At 45.4% G+C, this 16,402-nt stretch carries 12 protein-coding genes and 1 riboswitch; of the genes, 8 read left to right on the forward strand and 4 right to left on the reverse strand.

Annotated features, from left to right (window positions below; all coding sequences use genetic code 11):
- Window positions 1-2: 2 nt before the first annotated feature.
- A riboswitch (PreQ1 riboswitch) is annotated at window positions 3-50 on the reverse strand.
- Between the two features lie 299 nt (window positions 51-349).
- The gene (locus LRC_RS00865; protein WP_014072774.1) at window positions 350-2,611 is read left to right on the forward strand and encodes a GH25 family lysozyme; all 2,262 of its coding nucleotides are present in this window, start codon (window positions 350-352) and stop codon (window positions 2,609-2,611) included.
- A gap of 204 nt (window positions 2,612-2,815) precedes the next feature.
- Entirely contained in the window at window positions 2,816-4,036 is a 1,221-nt protein-coding gene (locus LRC_RS00870) for an aminopeptidase (protein ID WP_014072775.1), read from the forward strand.
- Window positions 4,037-4,078: 42 nt separating this feature from the next.
- Here the strand turns inward: LRC_RS00870 and LRC_RS00875 are convergent, their stop codons facing one another.
- Window positions 4,079-5,122 (reverse strand): glycoside hydrolase family 3 protein, encoded by a 1,044-nt coding sequence (locus tag LRC_RS00875; protein WP_014072776.1) that lies wholly within the window; start codon window positions 5,120-5,122, stop codon window positions 4,079-4,081.
- A 125-nt stretch (window positions 5,123-5,247) separates the two neighbouring features.
- On the opposite strand from LRC_RS00875, the gene LRC_RS00880 reads away from it, so the two are divergent.
- Both LRC_RS00880 and LRC_RS00885 read left to right on the forward strand, forming a co-directional pair.
- Complete coding sequence (locus LRC_RS00880) at window positions 5,248-5,448, forward strand: DUF1659 domain-containing protein (protein ID WP_014072777.1); 201 nt, start codon at window positions 5,248-5,250, stop codon at window positions 5,446-5,448.
- A 19-nt stretch (window positions 5,449-5,467) separates the two neighbouring features.
- Entirely contained in the window at window positions 5,468-5,692 is a 225-nt protein-coding gene (locus LRC_RS00885; RefSeq protein WP_014072778.1) for a DUF2922 domain-containing protein, read from the forward strand.
- Between the two features lie 671 nt (window positions 5,693-6,363).
- Here LRC_RS00885 and LRC_RS00890 read toward each other — a convergent pair.
- A complete protein-coding gene (locus tag LRC_RS00890) occupies window positions 6,364-6,762 on the reverse strand; it encodes a VOC family protein (protein ID WP_014072780.1) in 399 nt (132 codons plus the stop codon).
- Window positions 6,763-7,044: 282 nt separating this feature from the next.
- Between LRC_RS00890 and LRC_RS00895 the strand changes: the two genes are divergently transcribed.
- Complete coding sequence (locus LRC_RS00895) at window positions 7,045-7,914, forward strand: ROK family protein (protein ID WP_014072781.1); 870 nt, start codon at window positions 7,045-7,047, stop codon at window positions 7,912-7,914.
- 396 nt (window positions 7,915-8,310) lie between these two features.
- Window positions 8,311-9,027, forward strand: a complete 717-nt coding sequence (locus tag LRC_RS00900; RefSeq protein WP_014072782.1) for a GntR family transcriptional regulator — start codon at window positions 8,311-8,313, stop codon at window positions 9,025-9,027.
- A 204-nt stretch (window positions 9,028-9,231) separates the two neighbouring features.
- On the opposite strand, the gene LRC_RS00905 is transcribed toward LRC_RS00900, so the two are convergent.
- Window positions 9,232-10,134, reverse strand: a complete 903-nt coding sequence (locus LRC_RS00905; protein WP_014072783.1) for a proline-specific peptidase family protein — start codon at window positions 10,132-10,134, stop codon at window positions 9,232-9,234.
- 275 nt (window positions 10,135-10,409) lie between these two features.
- Here LRC_RS00905 and bsh point away from each other — a divergent pair, with 275 nt between their 5' ends.
- Entirely contained in the window at window positions 10,410-11,384 is a 975-nt protein-coding gene (bsh, locus tag LRC_RS00910; RefSeq protein WP_014072784.1) for a choloylglycine hydrolase, read from the forward strand.
- Window positions 11,385-12,063: 679 nt separating this feature from the next.
- Here bsh and LRC_RS00920 read toward each other — a convergent pair.
- Window positions 12,064-14,520 (reverse strand): Xaa-Pro dipeptidyl-peptidase, encoded by a 2,457-nt coding sequence (locus LRC_RS00920; protein ID WP_014072787.1) that lies wholly within the window; start codon window positions 14,518-14,520, stop codon window positions 12,064-12,066.
- A gap of 219 nt (window positions 14,521-14,739) precedes the next feature.
- Here LRC_RS00920 and LRC_RS00925 point away from each other — a divergent pair, with 219 nt between their 5' ends.
- The gene (locus LRC_RS00925; protein ID WP_014072788.1) at window positions 14,740-16,368 is read left to right on the forward strand and encodes a peptide ABC transporter substrate-binding protein; all 1,629 of its coding nucleotides are present in this window, start codon (window positions 14,740-14,742) and stop codon (window positions 16,366-16,368) included.
- Window positions 16,369-16,402 lie beyond the last annotated feature (34 nt).

A 16,402-nucleotide genomic window follows, 5' to 3' on the forward strand; every position in this document is an offset into this window, starting at 1 on the left:
CCTCGTTTCTAGTTTTTTATTACGGTGGGATGTTTGCGAACCACCGCGTGATTGCTCACGAATATATAGTATATAGAGGCAAAGGCCATTTTGCAAGTTTTGTTCAAGCACAGTTTGATGTATTTTGCAATAACTTTCAAGCAATGTTCACAACGATGTATTAAAATAAGTCATATTATAGCGTATTACAGTTGATTACAGGTTAACAAAGGCTGTCTTTGCCCCCTAAGATTGAGACAGTCTTTGAAAAGGGAGGATTTATTTATTGACGAAAAAAAGAGTACAAAGCACCAATCGGCATACGAAACTTGCTGTTAGTCTCATAACGTTTCTTTCTGCCGGCTGTTTGATGACGATTCCGGCAAATGCAGAGACGGTACAGCCTAATGCGGTTCCTAGCGGCCGAGACGTCGAAATCGACAGTCAGGGGAAAGTAACGGATTTTGCAAATGAATATACTGAAGTCAAGGCACCGTTTTTAAATGTGATGCGAAGTTCAGACACGTGCGATGTTTTCGGAATCGGCGACGGACGCTATACGCACGGGGATGCGATCGACGTCGCGTCATACCAGAGCGGCTTGACGCTTAATGACTACAAGCAGCTCAAGGCAAAGGGAATCAAGACGGTAATCGTCAAAGTTTCGCAAGGCAGGGGTTATCTTAATCCTGCTGCTTCAAACCAGATCAGAAATGCCATTCAGGCAGGGCTGAAGGTTGCGGTTTATCATTATGCGACTTTCAACAACTCCGGCAGCGGCTGGAATGAGGGCAACCACATGGCGGATTGTCTGAGAAAGCTCGGTCTTGGACCGAATACGCTGATTTTTGCGGATATGGAAGACAGAGCAACGTTGAACAATCAGGTCAAAAACGGTCTTAATTCGTTTTGGCGCACATTGAACAATGCCGGCTATCGCAATCATGCGGTTTATGTTTATGCTGGCTACAAGTATCGGGATGCTGTCGTTTCAACGGTCGGCAAGTCCAGAACGTGGCTGGCTCAATATCCGTTCACGCCTTCAAGGGGCGGCTATTATGAAAGACAATGGCGCAATCAAGGATACGGTGCATGGCAGTTTGCTTCGACCTCACGGATGCCGTGGAAATGGTGGTTCGGGAATCTCGATCTTTCGACTGACTTCAACGGCTTGCTGACGAATGCTCCTTCAACTTCTGTTTCAAACGGTTGGTTCGGAAACAAGTATTACGTCAATGGAAATGCAGTAACCGGCCAAAGGCAGATCAACGGCAAATGGTATCTGTTCGGATCGGACGGTTCAATGAAGACCGGCCTGCAGTGGGTTGCAGATCAAAACAAAACCTGCTACTACGCTTCAAACGGGCAAATGCAGTACGGTCAGCAGTGCATCAACGGCAAGTGGTACTTGTTCGACAAGAACACGGGTGCAATGAAGACTGGTTTGCAGTGGATTGAAGATCAAAAGAAGACTTGCTATTACGCATCAAACGGGCAAATGCAGTACGGCCAGCAATGCATCAACGGCAAGTGGTACTTGTTTGACAAGAACACGGGCGCAATGAAGACCGGTTTGCAGTGGGTTGCAGATCAAAACAAAACCTGCTATTACGCTTCGAACGGTCAGATGCAATACGGTTCGCAAAAAATCGGCAATTATTATTGCTATTTCGATCCGTCGACCGGTTCGATGCATCATGGCTGGCTGACGCTTAACGGAAAGAAATATTATTACGACAAGAATGGTCACAAGGTTTTCGGCGAACAAACGATTGACGGTTCAAAATGTCTCTTTGACAAAAATACCGGCGAATTGAAATCGCAAAGCAAGCCAAACGTAATCGTCAAGCCGGTGGCTTCCAGCGGTTGGAAGACCGTCAACGGCAAGACGTTCTATTATTCAAAGGGCAAGGCAGTCACGGGGCAGCAGCATATAGGCGGCAAGTGGTACTTGTTCGACAAGAACACAGGCGCGATGAAGACCGGGTTCCAATGGATATCAGATCAGCGCAAGACCTGCTATTATAACGGCAATGGTCAGATGCAATACGGCCAGCAGCACATAGGCGGCAAGTGGTACCTGTTCGACAAGAACACAGGCGCGATGAAGACCGGGTTCCAATGGATATCAGATCAGCGCAAGACCTGCTATTATAACGGCGAAGGTCAGATGCAATACGGCCAACAGCACATAGGCGGCAAGTGGTACCTGTTCGACAAGAACACAGGCGCGATGAAGACCGGGTTCCAATGGATATCAGATCAGCGCAAGACCTGCTATTATAACGGCGAAGGTCAGATGCAATACGGCCAGCAGCACATAGGCGGCAAGTGGTACCTGTTCGACAAGAACACGGGCGCGATGAAGACCGGGTTCCAATGGATATCAGATCAGCGCAAGACCTGCTATTATAACGGCAATGGTCAGATGCAATACGGCCAACAGCACATAGGCGGCAAGTGGTACCTGTTCGATAAGAACACGGGCGCGATGAAGACCGGGTTCCAATGGATATCAGATCAGCACAAGACCTGCTATTATAACGGCAATGGTCAAATGCTTTATGGAAGACAATATATCAATGGACGTTGGTACACTTTCAACCGGTGGACCGGTGCTTTGATGAATTAAAGCGTATGATAGTGAAGTCCCGTTTAGACGGGATTTCGCTATTTTTTTGCAGAATATGCGGGGCGTGGCAGATAAAAAAGCAATATCCTTGTACAAGAATGTCTGGCGTTGATGCAGTGATTGAAGCAAAAAAACAGTGGTTTGCATTTTTTTGCATTTTCATTTGTTATAATTGACCTATCAACATGAAAAGGGGAAATCGAAATGGATTTTGATGAAAGACTTGAAAAATATGCGGAACTGATTGTCAAAACGGGCGTCAACGTTCAAAAGGGTCAGCCGGTTATTTTGTATATCAGCGTCGATCAGGCCAAACTTGCGCGCCTGATCGTGGCTAAAGCATACGAAACGGGTGCCGGTCGTGTATTTGTCAAATGGCGCGACGATTTTATCAACAGAAAATTTATCGAAAATGCCTCAGACGAATTCTTAAACGACATGCCTGACTGGGAAAAAGCTGAAGGAAAATGGATCGCAGACGAAAAGGCGGCCAGAATCTCGGTCATTTCAAGTGATCCCAACGCTCTTTCCGGCGTCGATACCAAACGAGTGGCCGCTTGGAACAAAACTTGCGACGATGCGCTCGAACCTGTGATGGACGCAACGATCAATCATAAGCTGGCCTGGACGGTGGTCGGTGCGGCAAGTCCTGCCTGGGCAAAGCAGGTTTTTCCTGAGCTTGACGAAAAAGCGGCGACTGAAAGGCTGTGGAAAAAGATTTTCGACACGGCTCGCGTGACGGAAGATCCCGTCAAAGAATGGGAGCGTCATGCAGAAAAGCTTCATGAAAAAGCAGCTTGGCTCAACGAAGAACAGTTCAAGGAACTTCATTATACGTCGCCCGTGACGGATTTGACGATCGGCTTGCCGAAAAATCATTATTGGGCGGGCGGAAGCAAGGAAAACAGTCTCGGCATCAAGTTCATGGCCAACATGCCGACCGAAGAAGTCTTCACGGCACCGGACAATCGCAGAATCAACGGGTACGTCACGGCAACGAAACCGTTGAGCTATGCGGGAAACATTCTGGAAGGGATGCGCTTTTCGTTCAAAGACGGCAAGGTTGTCGAGGCAACGGCTGAAAAGGGCCAGGATGTTTTGGATGAGCTTTTGAAAAATGCAGGGGCGGATTCTCTGGGCGAAGTTTCGCTCGTGCCTGACGAATCGCCGATTTCGCAGTCCGGAATTATTTTTTACAATACGCTTTATGATGAAAACGCAAGCGATCACCTTGCGCTTGGGGCAGCCTATCCGTTCAACGTTCAAGGCGGAAGAGAAATGTCGAATGAAGAACTGCTGGAACACGGCGTCAACGTCAGCAAGACGCACGTTGATTTCATGGTCGGATCTTCCGAAATGAATATTGACGGCATCAAAGAAGACGGAACGGTCGTGCCCGTGTTCAGAAACGGAAACTGGGCTTGATTTTGACGATAAAAAAGTCGGGGCAAAACGCCTCGACTTTTTTTATTTCAACAAGCCCAATTTTTCTTTCAGCTTTAAAATGCGCAGCACCGACTGGTTGATCTGCTTTTGAGAAATTTGTTTGTCTTTTATTGCCTGCTCAATCGCAGCGGTTCCGGAATCGACGTTTTCGCTCATGATCAGGTCATTGCCCGCTTTGACGGCGAGGACTTCCGGGCAGACACGTTGATTTTCCGCAAATTGCCTGATGGCGCCCATCGCCAGGTCATCCGTGACAATCACGCCTTTGAAGCCGAGTTTTTTGCGCAACAGGTCATGAAGCTTCGGGGAAAGTGAAGCCGGCAGCTGCGGATCAACGCTTTTGATCACGACGTGTGCGACCAAAACGGTGTCGGCTCCGTTTTTGATGCCTGCCTTAAAGGGTTTCAGATCCATTTGGTCTTCTTCGGCAAATCCAGTATGGGTATCACCGGCAGAGCCATAACCGGGGAAGTGTTTCAGGCATGCGGCCACGTTTTGTTTTTGAATGGCGCAAACGGTTTTTGCAACGTAAGCAGCGGTCGTTTTCGTGTTTTGCCCGATCGTGCGATCATAGATGAAACTGTTTTGATTTTGACTGACGTCGGCAACGGGTGCCAGGTTCCAGTTGAAGCCGAGTGAATGAAGGATTTTTGCCACTTGCGAGGCTTCGTCGGCAGTTCCTTTCAGGCCTTTTTGCGTAAAAACTTCTTTTGGGGACGGAAATGCGCGATTGTTAGTCAAAGCAGGATTTGCGCTCAGGCGCGAAACGGTTCCGCCTTCCTGGTCGATTCCGGCAAGCAGCGGTGTGGACGCTGCATTTTGCAAGGAAGAAATCAATGCTTTCGGGTCGTTCATGTCTTGTGAAAACAAAATGATCCCGCCGGTTTGAGAGGCGGACTGATTTTGCGGCCTGACGATGAACATCTGCTTGATTTTTTGTGTTTGGTTCATTGATTTGAGCTTGATTTCGGCTTGATCCGGGGCAGAATGCCTTAAATGGCGTTTCTTTTCGTGGGCGCTTTTTGGAGAAGAACAGCCTGAAAAAAGCATCAGCAAAGCGAACATAACGGTTAATATCTTTTTCAAAATAATGCCTCCCAAAAAATTATAACAAATTCGTTCAAATCAGGCGGGAAATTCCGTTATTATCAGTGTAAGATCTTACGAAATAAAAAAGGGGGTCATGAAAAATGGCTAAAACATGGAAGAAAACAAGCATCAAAGTTGCTTCAAAGGACGCAAACGAAACGGCACGAAATCGTTCCTTCAACAACGTCGCGGAAAATGCGGATGAAACGAAAATCGGCCGGTTTGCACAAATTGTCGAAAAGTTGACGGGAGATTCCGTATCATCGACGACGGTGACGGTTGTTGATGAAATCGCCAAGTAAGCAAGGGGGAATTTAAGATATGAAAACATTGAAATTGACATTTCGTTCCGGTTCGCACAGTACGCGCACCGTTCAACTGAAGTACGTTGCAGAAGAACTCGATGAGGCAACGATCAAGCAGGCAATGAAGGAAATCGGCGAGTTGCAGCTTTTTGAAAATAAAGGCGTTCAGCTCTATGTCGATCCGGTCAAGGCTGAATATGTCGACACTGAAGAAAAAGTCGTTTTTGCTGCTGAAGACTAGTCTGAAATAAGAAGCAGGCGAGGCTTTGGAAAAACTCTGCCTCAAATTAAAAAACCGGATGATTTGCAATTGATTGCAAATCATCCGGTTTTTTGCATGCAGGACGATCGCCTTCCATGATGGAAACAAGCAGAAAAATCTGTTTTCATTTATATGTAACGTATCAAAACGGCCAAAAAAGGACGTTGTATGTAACGGGTGCTGCCTTTTACGGGCAAATCCCAGAAATCGCCGTTTTGCCCGTAAGCGGGTGCTGCCTTTTACGGGCAAATCCCAAGAATCGCCGTTTTGCCCGTAAGCGGGTGCTGCCTTTTACGGGCAGATTCCAGAAATCGCCGTTTTGCCCGTAATCGGGAACTGGAATTTACGGGCAAATCCCAGAAAACGGCATTTTGCCCGTAAGCGGGTGCTGCCTTTTACGGGCAAATCCCAGAAATCGGCATTTTGCCCGTAAGCGGGCGCTGCCTTTTACGGGCATATTCCAAGAATCGCCATTTTGCCCGTAAGCGGGTGCTGCCTTTTACGGGCAAATCCCAAAAATCGCCATTTTGCCCGTAAGCCAGTCTTGGCGTATTGATTGAGCCGGCGCTGCACAGCACTGCATTTGGCAAAAAATTCACCTATAAGAAAAAAAGCCGGACAAAGTCAGTCGCAACCCGACCGCTTTTTGATTATTTGTTCTCATAGACCGAGATTTCGATCAGATTCGAATCAAGGTCGTGAATGTAGATTGATTCCATCTTGCCTTCAGAACCGTAACGTTCAACCGGTCCTTCGATAATTTCAACGAAATAGCTCTTGAGATGGTTGATGATGTCTTTCATTTTGTCTCCGGAAACGATGCAAAGATCGCATGCTCCGGGGCAAATGCTGGCTGCTTTTTGCTTGCGAGCTTTCAATTCAGAAGTTTCGACGAGACGAATCAGCTGGTGACCGCAGCGCAAAGTGCGCACGGAATCGTCTGATTGATCGCTGATCAGCGGCATGTCAAAAGTCTCGTGATAAAAGCGAGCGGCTGCCTCAAGATTGGAAACGGGAAGCACGATGTGATCGATACGCTTGATTTTCATTTGAATTCCTCTTTTGTTAAAATAATTTCCTCACTCAGTATAGCAGAAGTCTTGAAATTGGAGCAAATTTGCACAGAAAAATGTTGCTTTCTGATAATCGATAAGCATATAATGAAATAGTTCAATACTGTATTTGTAAAGGGTGACAAAATAAATGCAGAGCTGTTCTATGTCAAACGATTGACATAGAAAAGTATAATTTTTTTAGGTTTCTTTTCAAATTTTGTTAAATGCGTTAAAATAATTTTGAAAACGATTACCTATATCAGGAGGAAAACATATATGTCAAAGATTTATGGAGCAATAGAAGCCGGTGGCACAAAGTTTGTATGCGCTGTTAGCGATGAAAACATGAATATCTTGAAGAGAGTCAAGATTCCTACGACCGTTCCTGAAGAAACGATGGCCGAGGTTTTCAGGTTCTTCGATGAAAATCCGGTTTGCGCAATGGGAATCGGATCATTTGGACCGATCGACGTCAACAAGAAGTCTGAAACATACGGCTACATTACGACAACGCCAAAGCAAGGTTGGGCAAACTACGACTTCCTTGGCGATATGAAGAGACATTACGATATTCCTTATGTCTGGACGACTGACGTTAACGTTGCTGCTTACGGCGAACTCAAGCGCGGTGCCGCACGCGGCAAGGAAAGCTGCGTTTATTTGACGGTCGGAACGGGTGTCGGTGGCGGCGGCGTTATCAACGGTCAATTGCTTGAAGGCTATGGTCATCCGGAAATGGGACACATTATTTTGCGTCGTCATCCAGAAGACAAGTATGAAGGCAAGTGTCCGTTCCATCATGACTGTCTTGAAGGATTGTGTGCTGGTCCTGCCGTTGAGGCTCGTCATCATGGTGTCAAGGCATATGATATTCCAAAAGATGACAAGGATTGGGAAATCGAAGCATACTACCTTGCTCAAGCCTGCATGACATATACGCTCGTTCTTTCTCCTGAAAAAATTATCTTTGGCGGCGGCGTTTCCAAGCAGGAACAACTCTTTCCGATGATTCGCAAATCGTTCAAAGAACAAATGAACGGCTACGTTAAGACTCCGGATCTTGACGACTACATCGTTCACGTTGAACTGGGCGATGATGCCGGCATTACGGGATGCTTGCTTTTGGCAATCGAAGCAGACAAATAATCAATCAGCAATGTGCGAAAAGAGACTGGGAAAAAGGTCCCGGTTCTTGCTTGAGTTAAACGAAAAGCCGAATGAAGGCGGTCGGATTGCGACTGATAAATCAGCACGCCAAGCTCTCAGTCAAATTTACCGTCAAAATCTTTTGAGTTATTTCCACCATAGCAGGCGATTGTCATGAATATGAAAAAAACCGGATGATTTGCAATTGATTGCAAATCATCCGGTTTTTCAATTTGGGCATCATTTTTTCTCAGACTCTTTTTGTTTGAGAATAAAAGTAACACTTTTTGAGCTAACAATATATCGAAATCAATTTGATTAAGTATAAATTAACATAATTTTGATATGTAATTCTATGTTATAATATTTGTAAATACAAAAAGTGAGGTGAGCCGTATGGCTGAATTGAAATATAGGCAAATTTTCGAAACGATCAAGTCGAGAATTTTGGATGGAACGTATCCTGTCGGAAGTCTTATTCCTGACCAGAATTCTTTAGCGGAAGAATTCAAGACAAGCCGAATGACCGTCAAAAAGTCGCTTGACATGTTGGCTAAGGAAGGTTTTATCTATTCCAGAAGAGGCGCTGGTACATACGTCAGGAAAAACGCGCTTGCGCAGCGTGATGCTTTGCCGGTAAACGAGTATGAAGGTTTGACGCATCAGCTTGGGGCCGATCGCGTTAAGAGCAAGGTTATTTCGTTTAACGTGACTTTTCCGGATGAAGAGATTCAGGAACGCTTGGGAGTCAAGGAAAGCGATCCGGTTTATGAAATCAAGCGTCTGCGCCTTTGCGACGACAAACCTTATGTGTTTGAACACACGTTCATGCCGATTAGAATGGTTCCTAATTTGACCGAAGATGTTTTGAAGCATTCCGTTTATTCGTTTTTGCAAAAAGAATTCGGCTTCAAAATTGGAAGTGCTTTTAGACGTATCTCAGCAGAAAAAACAACGCAAGAAGACATCGACTATTTGGAAGCTGAAAAAGGCGATCCGATTCTTCAAGTGATCCAGGTCGTGTATTTGGAAGACGGACGTCCGCTTGAGTTTTCCTGCAACAGACACCCGTATAACGGTGATCATGCCTACACGTTGCTTGATCGCAAGTAAAAAGAAGCTGTTTTTGGAGAACAGCTTCTTTTTTTTGGTCTGCTCGCCCGTCTGAAACGGATGTCTGCGGGCTCAAAAGCAGAATAAAAATCCCAAAAATCGGAAAAATGTTCTGCCAGGCGGAAGAAATCGGTCTGAAAGTTCCCTTCGTGCCAATAAAAAATGGCGCTGATGAATAAGTCAACGCCATTGATATAAATTCAGCTAAAAAGTTCCGTTCTCAACGTCCAGCAAGAATTCCTTCAAGTGTGCAAAATACACGGGTGCATTGTCGATCATATGGTGATGGCCACCGTTTGGAGTCGTTGCGAAACGGGCATGCGGGATGGTTGCTGCCATGCGCCTTCCTGTTTCAAGAGGCATCGTTTCGTGTTCGCCGTAAGTGATGAGCGTCGGCACGGAAATGTTTTTGATCTTGTTTCTGATGTCCCAGCCATCCAAAGCACCGGTGATGACGAATTCGTTGTCGCCTTGGAAATAATTGTAGACGGGAGTTGCGACGGTGCTTGTCAAATGGCTGATTGCAGGCGGCTGCTTGCGATCGACGTAGCCGCAGTTCAGTTTGTCGATCAGCTTTTGGTAGCGTTCGTTGTCATAGTCGCCGGAATTTTCGCATTCTTTCATGAAGTCAAGATCTTCTTTTGAATATTCGTGTTCGCGAATCTTGTTGATGTTGACGATATATTCGGCAATGTTGTCGGTCATGCTGGAAATGATGATGCCCTTGAGGTGTTTCGGATATTTCAAAGCATATTCTTGGGTAATTGCTCCGCCCCATGACTGACCGATGAGATAAAAATCGTCGATGCCGAGTTTTTGGCGAACCTCTTCAATTTCATCGACAAAATAGTCCATTTTTAAAAATTTATCAACGTTTTCCTGCTTGGTGAAATCCGGCTGATCAGAATACCATGAGCCGAGCTGGTCATACATTGTAACCTGAACGTCGATGTCTTTTAATTTTTCAGCAAAATTTTCATAATATTCGTGGTTGCCGCCTGGACCTCCGTGAAGGCAAAGTAAGCGGATTTTTCCGCCGACGTTGTCAGTGTGGGTCCATAAATGGTAGCCGTTGTCCAAAGTAAGGATTGTCGTTCCTTCACGCATGATAACACCTGATTTCTAATGTGATACATTAATTTTAACACTCTTTCTTAGAAACGGAGTCAAATTTTGCATGATTGTTATCGGTAAAGCTGATTATGATTGTCTTGCGCCTGATTTTTCGGATTATATAATTTTTAATAAGGCATATCTTATCATTTGGATTATTTTCATCTTCAAAAAGCCGTCTATAATTCTTCACTCAAGACGCTAAAAAATGTCAATATTCATCAATTTTCTGTGTTAGAATACTAGTAAACAGTTAGGAGGTATTAATTATGTGTACAGCAGCAACGTATACTGGCAAAGATCATTATTTTGGTCGCAATCTTGATTTGGAACTCTCCTACAATGAATCCGTGACGGTTACGCCACGCAAATTTCCTTTAAAGTTTCGTCAAGTACATGATATGAACGAACATTTTGCCATCATCGGGATGGCAACGGTGGTCGATGATTATCCGCTTTATTATGATGCAACGAACGAAAAAGGATTGAGTATGGCAGGGTTGAATTTCCCGGGAAATGCAGATTACAAAGAACCTGCAGAAGATGTCGACAATGTCGCATCCTTTGAACTCATTCCTTGGATTCTCGGACAATGCGAGACTGTTGCTGACGTCCGTAAATTGCTTGCAAAAATCAATATTACGAACGTTGAATTCAGTGAACAATTCCCGCCGAGTCCATTGCACTGGATGATTTCCGATAAGAATGAGTCGATTACGGTTGAACAGACGAAGGCGGGACTTAATGTCTATGACAACCCGGTCGGCATAATGACGAACAACCCTGAATTTCCATTCCAGATGTTTACGTTGAACAACTATCGCCGCGTTTCTCCAAAACCGGTCGCATCAACGTTTGCAGATGGCCTTGAACTCGATGAATATACTCGCGGAATGGGCAGCATGGGACTGCCGGGAGATCTTTCATCCAACTCGCGTTTCGTTAAAGCAACGTTCACGAAGCTCAATGCGCCGAAGATGGCTGATGAAAACACGAGCGTCAGTCAATTCTTCCACATTCTCGGTTCCGTTGAACAACAGAAGGGATGCTGCGACGTTGGCAACGGCAAATTTGAATTCACGATTTATTCTTCATGCTGCAACGTCGATCGCGGAATCTACTACTATAGGACTTATGACAACAGCCAAATCACGGCAGTAGACATGCACAAGGAAGACCTTGATTCAGCAGCTTTGAAATCATATAAGCTGATTGAAGAACAACAAATCTTTGCGCAAAACTAAAATTGAGTTGATTACGATGTTTCGTTAATTGTCAGGGTACGTATTTTCTGAGTTTATTGTATGATTTTCGCGCTTTCGAACGTGCCCTGAACAGCAATTATCCGGGATGTGCTTGTTTCAGTTTGAAATCGCAATGGATTTGCGATTCTCAAGGAGATGCGCGATTTGTGGAACGATCATTCAGCGCGCATCGTTATTTGAATTGAGGACCGGATTAGCCAATTACGTTTGATGCAACTTATCCTTGCTATGAACCGTGCTCTCGTTCTGCGATTTGTACAGTCTGTTTAAAAGGAAGATGCTTGGGAAAAAGTCCCGTTTCTTTCTTGAATTAAATGAAATGCCGAACAAAAACGGTCGATTTGCGACTGGCTTTGTCCGGCATTTTTAAATGCAGTGCTGCTCAACTGATTTATCCAAGATCTCACTCAAATTTACGGACAAAGTGCCCATTTTCATCGATGTGTCCGTAAACGGCAATGATTTTGCCAAATGCAGTGCTGCTCAATCAATTCAGCCAAGCTCTCAGTCAAATTTACCGCCAAACTATTTTGGGTTATTTCCATCACAGCAAGCGATTGTCCTGAATGCAAAAAAAACCGGATCGGATTTGCAATTGATTGCAAATCATCCGGTTTTTCAATTTGAGGCATCGTTTCTTTTCAGCCTCTGTCGTATGTTAGTTCAAATTTTTGACGTTTATCGTCAGACGGGTTTTCGTTCCGTCCAACGTATAACGGATATCTTCGTTTCCGCGAACGGTCATCCCCATGTCGGTCGAATAAACGATCAGGCCCAACTGATGTCCGGCCTTGATTCTGTGAAGCATCGGCTGCAAAACGACGTCGATTTCAACGTATTCGTCGGCCGAAAGATCGTCCGCATGCCACAGGTTCGTTCGATTTTGAAGATTCAGGTGGCCTTTCGTAATCATCTTGAACGGCGTTGCTTTTGCCAGCTTGAATTCCATCAGGTCGTCAGTGCGCCAATGGAAGCCGCAGTCGATGGCTTTGCGAGCAAGCGTGGTCGGAACTTCGCCCAAACGCTTGTCTGTGCCATAGTCGATGAGCATGAAGCTCAGCATGCCGTAGTCGCGCGAACTTTTGACCCTTAAGGAAACTTTTGGTGCTCCTTCAAGAACGATGTCTTTGTCAAATGCAGTGCTCTTCCACACGATGCGGTTGGAATCAAGCGGCGTATTTTCGGAAGCCAGATCGTGTTTCCATTTTGCAATGTCGCTGACGTATGCTTCGAAATCTTTTTGATCAAGGCTGTCCTTGAATTGCAGTTCCTTGGCATGACAATTGCCGTCGTGGCCGTCAGCACTGCATTTTTCAGCGGATAACGGTTTGAGCTTGCCACAAGGCGTTGCCTTCAAGACAACTTCGTCCGCATCCTCATCGATCCACGAATCCTTGGCATGCCAAGTGCTTTCTTTGACGTTGTCTTGGACCAAAACGTTTGGCAAAAGCTTTTCTGCACCGTTTTCCAAGCCATAGAGCTTGTGGGAAAGCCACAGGTTCATCATGTCCGTGAAATCAAGCGACTGAAAGTTGTTGACGTAGATGTGCTGCCCTTGATGCAAAACAAGTTTTGAAACGACCGGGAGCTTTTGCAATGCGTTGTAAAGATTGTAGACGTTTCTTGGTTTGACGTTCCAGTCGTTCAGACCGTGGACCATCACGACGTCGCACTTGATGTTTTGAACGTCCTTCAAGTAGTTTCTTGCATCCCAAAACGTGTTGTAGCTGCCGGTTGTCCGATCCTGACCGCGCGTGATTTTTGCGAGATGATTCTCCCAATCTTTTTTGACGTGCAGGAAATCACCGGATTGCTTGCGGCGACTGAAGCAGTCTTCTGCCAAAACGTCGGCGTCTTCACCGGGAAAACCGTCCGGAGCAACGACCAGACCACCGTCTCTGTAGTAGTCGTACCAATTTGAAATCGCAGCTTCCGAGATGATTGTCGACAGCCCTTCGACGCCGGTGGTTGCAGCAGCAGTGGCGAGCGTTCCGAGGTATGATTTGCCGGTCATTGCGACGTGCTTGTTGCACCACCATGCTTTGATTTCGATGCCGCTCGTCTTATCGATGAAAGCCTTCCTGTTGCCGGCAAGCCATTCGATGATTGCAGTCGTTGATTCGGTTTCTTCTTTGGATCCGCACGTCCTGAAGCCGTCGGAATCCATCGTGCCGATGCCGGCCGCATAGACGGCGGCAAATCCGCGTGCCAGCATGTAGTCGTTTAGCGTATATGAAAATTCGCGCGGAAAAGTCTCGTTGGCCGACTTGACGGTGCCGTTGACGGTTTGTTTTTTGATCTCTGTCTTTGGTTTTGCCGTGTATTTGATCTCGTCATAAGTCAAGGAATCGGGCGTTTTGCGCGTCAGCTTGACGTTGACGTTATGCGTCATGGCCTCGACCGTGGCATCGTTTGTTCCTTGATTGTAGGGACTGGCCGTATAAAGCGCGGGAACTTTGAGACCTTCTTCGGTATCTTTAGGGCGAATGATTTCTGCCTTGAGCAAATCGGCTTTGCCGTCATGATCCGTATCGAGATCGGATTCGACGTAGACGACTTCGAAAATCAGTTTGGTCGTGTCAAAGACGGGCTGGGCCTTACCGTTGAAGAAGACCGGCTTTTCGGAAACGGGCAGGTCATAGAAATCAAGGAAGAAGCCAAGATTTCCGAGATGATCGAGCAGCGTCTGGCCGTTTTTGCCGTGAGTTGCCAAAAGGTCGTAGAAGGCACTGATCAGGTCGGTTGAATCTTCAAGCTTGTCTGCGTGAAAAACGCCAAGCTCGTCCATTGATTTGAGCGGATTGTCGATGTCAAATTCAGTGTCGGGCTCAAATTGCAAAAGCTGCATGGCAACAGCGTAGAAGACGGTCAGATTGACAGTCTTTTTTTCGATGAATTCCGGGACGGATTCGGTCTTGGTAGCAGCCAGAGAAGCTAATTTTTCATGCTTTTGAGCCAGACATTTGGCTTGCGGAAAGCATTTCAAAAGAAGATTTTTCCAAAGCAGGTTCAGATCTTCCTGTTGTGCGTCAGCTTTGATGAAGCGCAGTTTGGACAATTCTTCAAGTTTTGTCTCAAAAGCTGCCGGAGCGTGTGCGAATTGATTGATTTTCATGATGGCCTCCAAAATTAAAATAATCTAACTTGATTATAACCCATTAGCCTGTTTTACGCTCGGCAAATTATAACTATTGTGACAAGTATAAGCACAGATTGCAGATAGAGAAATGTTTTCAAGATTTGATTGAACTGAAAAGAAAAGTGGTCTAAAATTACAGTTATATTAGCATAGCGGATAAAGAAATCGCTTTAACGACAGCAGGGGGGACGTTTTATGAAAGCACGAAAAATTTTTGTGATTACTATAAGTCTTGTCAGCAGCATCTTGTCTGTCGGATGTTCGAGCCATCAGACAAAAAAAACGCATGAAAAGCCTGTCAAAAAAGAGATCGTCATGAGAATCCGTGACAAGATCAAGACGCTTGACACTGCCATGAGTCTTGATTCCAACAGCCTTGTGATCAATCAAAACGTTTTTGAAGGATTGTATCGCTATGATAAAGAAGGTCACCTGGTCCTGGCCGGAGCAGAAAGCGAAAAAACAGAAGATGAAGGGAGGGTCCACGTCTACAGACTAAGAAAAGATTCCAAGTGGTCAAACGGTGATCCGGTGGTGGCACAAGACTATGTCTATGCCTGGAAGAAGCTGTTTTCGCCTAAAAATGACACGTCCAACTGGACGAATCTTTTGATTTTGAAAAATGCAGAGGAGATTCACGAAGGCAGGAAAGATTTGGCAAGTCTTGGTGTCCAGGCGCTTGATGATCATACTTTGAGAGTCGAACTCAGAGCAAATGCGCCTTATTATAAGGAAATTTTGGCCATTTCGGCAACGTATCCGCAAAATCATGCAATCGCGGAAAAGTACGGCGATGACTACGGAAAGACATCCGAAAGTACTGTATTTAACGGGCCGTTTACGGTCAAGGGACTGGAACGGGGCAGCCATAAATGGGAACTGATCAAGAATAAAAACTATTGGGGCAAAAAAGACGTCAAGGTCAAGAAGTTTAAATACGTCGTTGAAAAAAACAAAGAAAAGGCTCAGAAAAATTTCTTCAAGGGAAAATTCGACTATGCTCGCATTGGCTGCTTCTATGACAAAAAGCTTGCTTCAAAAAGAGGATTTCACCATCGACGGATACCGGAAATTTCGATAATCTGTTTCAATCAGAAACGACAGGTGACGGGAAACGTTCATTTCAGGCGGGCCGTGACTTACGCGATTGATCGCAGAAAAATTGCCGCAACAAAAGGATTTCATGGTCAGGCGCTTTACGGCATCGTTCCGGCCGATTATTCATACAGTCCGGAAAATGACGTGGATTATCGCAAGGAGGCCGGCAAGATTGTTGACCTGAACAAAACAAAGGCTAAAAGCGAGTGGGAACAAGCCAAAAAAGAAATCGGGAAGAATCAAGTCGAAATGACGCTGACGCTCAACGACAGTCACGATTGCTTGAAAATCGGCAAAATCATCAGGAACAATCTTGAAAAGACTCTGCCCGGATTACACATCAGACTCAAGTCGGTTGCCGTCAACGACAAATTGACGCAGGCAATCGATTATGATTACGACATGTGTTATCGAACCTGGCAGCCGAGATACGTTGATTCAATGGCTTTTGCCATTAACGGTGGAATCGAACATATCAAAGACGACTACGATAATCCGAACTACTGGAACAATCTTGAAAAGGCCCTGGTTACGAATGCGAACGAATTCAGCAAGAGAAGACAGTACTTGATCGCGGCTGAAAAAGATCTGATTGAAAAGGATGCTTTCGTAGCACCGCTTTGTCAGCAGGAAAACGGATATTTGCTTAATCCAAAGCTGCAAGACGTCGTGTTCGTCCCCTATGGTTCAGACTATATTTTAAGAGACTGCCGGTTAAAAAAATAGTCCTCTTTTTCAATTATTAGACGAGACAAGAAAA

Origin of the sequence: Ligilactobacillus ruminis ATCC 27782 (assembly GCF_000224985.1) — a bacterium.
Classification (GTDB): domain Bacteria; phylum Bacillota; class Bacilli; order Lactobacillales; family Lactobacillaceae; genus Ligilactobacillus; species Ligilactobacillus ruminis.

Coding starts and splice junctions, on each gene's coding strand:
- LRC_RS00865 (WP_014072774.1), top strand. CDS start 350: ATGACGATTCCGGCAAATGCAGAGACGGTACAGCCTAATGCGGTTCCT.
- LRC_RS00870 (WP_014072775.1), top strand. CDS start 2,816: ATGGATTTTGATGAAAGACTTGAAAAATATGCGGAACTGATTGTCAAA.
- LRC_RS00875 (WP_014072776.1), bottom strand. CDS start 5,122: ATGTTCGCTTTGCTGATGCTTTTTTCAGGCTGTTCTTCTCCAAAAAGC.
- LRC_RS00880 (WP_014072777.1), top strand. CDS start 5,248: ATGGCTAAAACATGGAAGAAAACAAGCATCAAAGTTGCTTCAAAGGAC.
- LRC_RS00885 (WP_014072778.1), top strand. CDS start 5,468: ATGAAAACATTGAAATTGACATTTCGTTCCGGTTCGCACAGTACGCGC.
- LRC_RS00890 (WP_014072780.1), bottom strand. CDS start 6,762: ATGAAAATCAAGCGTATCGATCACATCGTGCTTCCCGTTTCCAATCTT.
- LRC_RS00895 (WP_014072781.1), top strand. CDS start 7,045: ATGTCAAAGATTTATGGAGCAATAGAAGCCGGTGGCACAAAGTTTGTA.
- LRC_RS00900 (WP_014072782.1), top strand. CDS start 8,311: ATGGCTGAATTGAAATATAGGCAAATTTTCGAAACGATCAAGTCGAGA.
- LRC_RS00905 (WP_014072783.1), bottom strand. CDS start 10,134: ATGCGTGAAGGAACGACAATCCTTACTTTGGACAACGGCTACCATTTA.
- bsh (WP_014072784.1), top strand. CDS start 10,410: ATGTGTACAGCAGCAACGTATACTGGCAAAGATCATTATTTTGGTCGC.
- LRC_RS00920 (WP_014072787.1), bottom strand. CDS start 14,520: ATGAAAATCAATCAATTCGCACACGCTCCGGCAGCTTTTGAGACAAAA.
- LRC_RS00925 (WP_014072788.1), top strand. CDS start 14,740: ATGAAAGCACGAAAAATTTTTGTGATTACTATAAGTCTTGTCAGCAGC.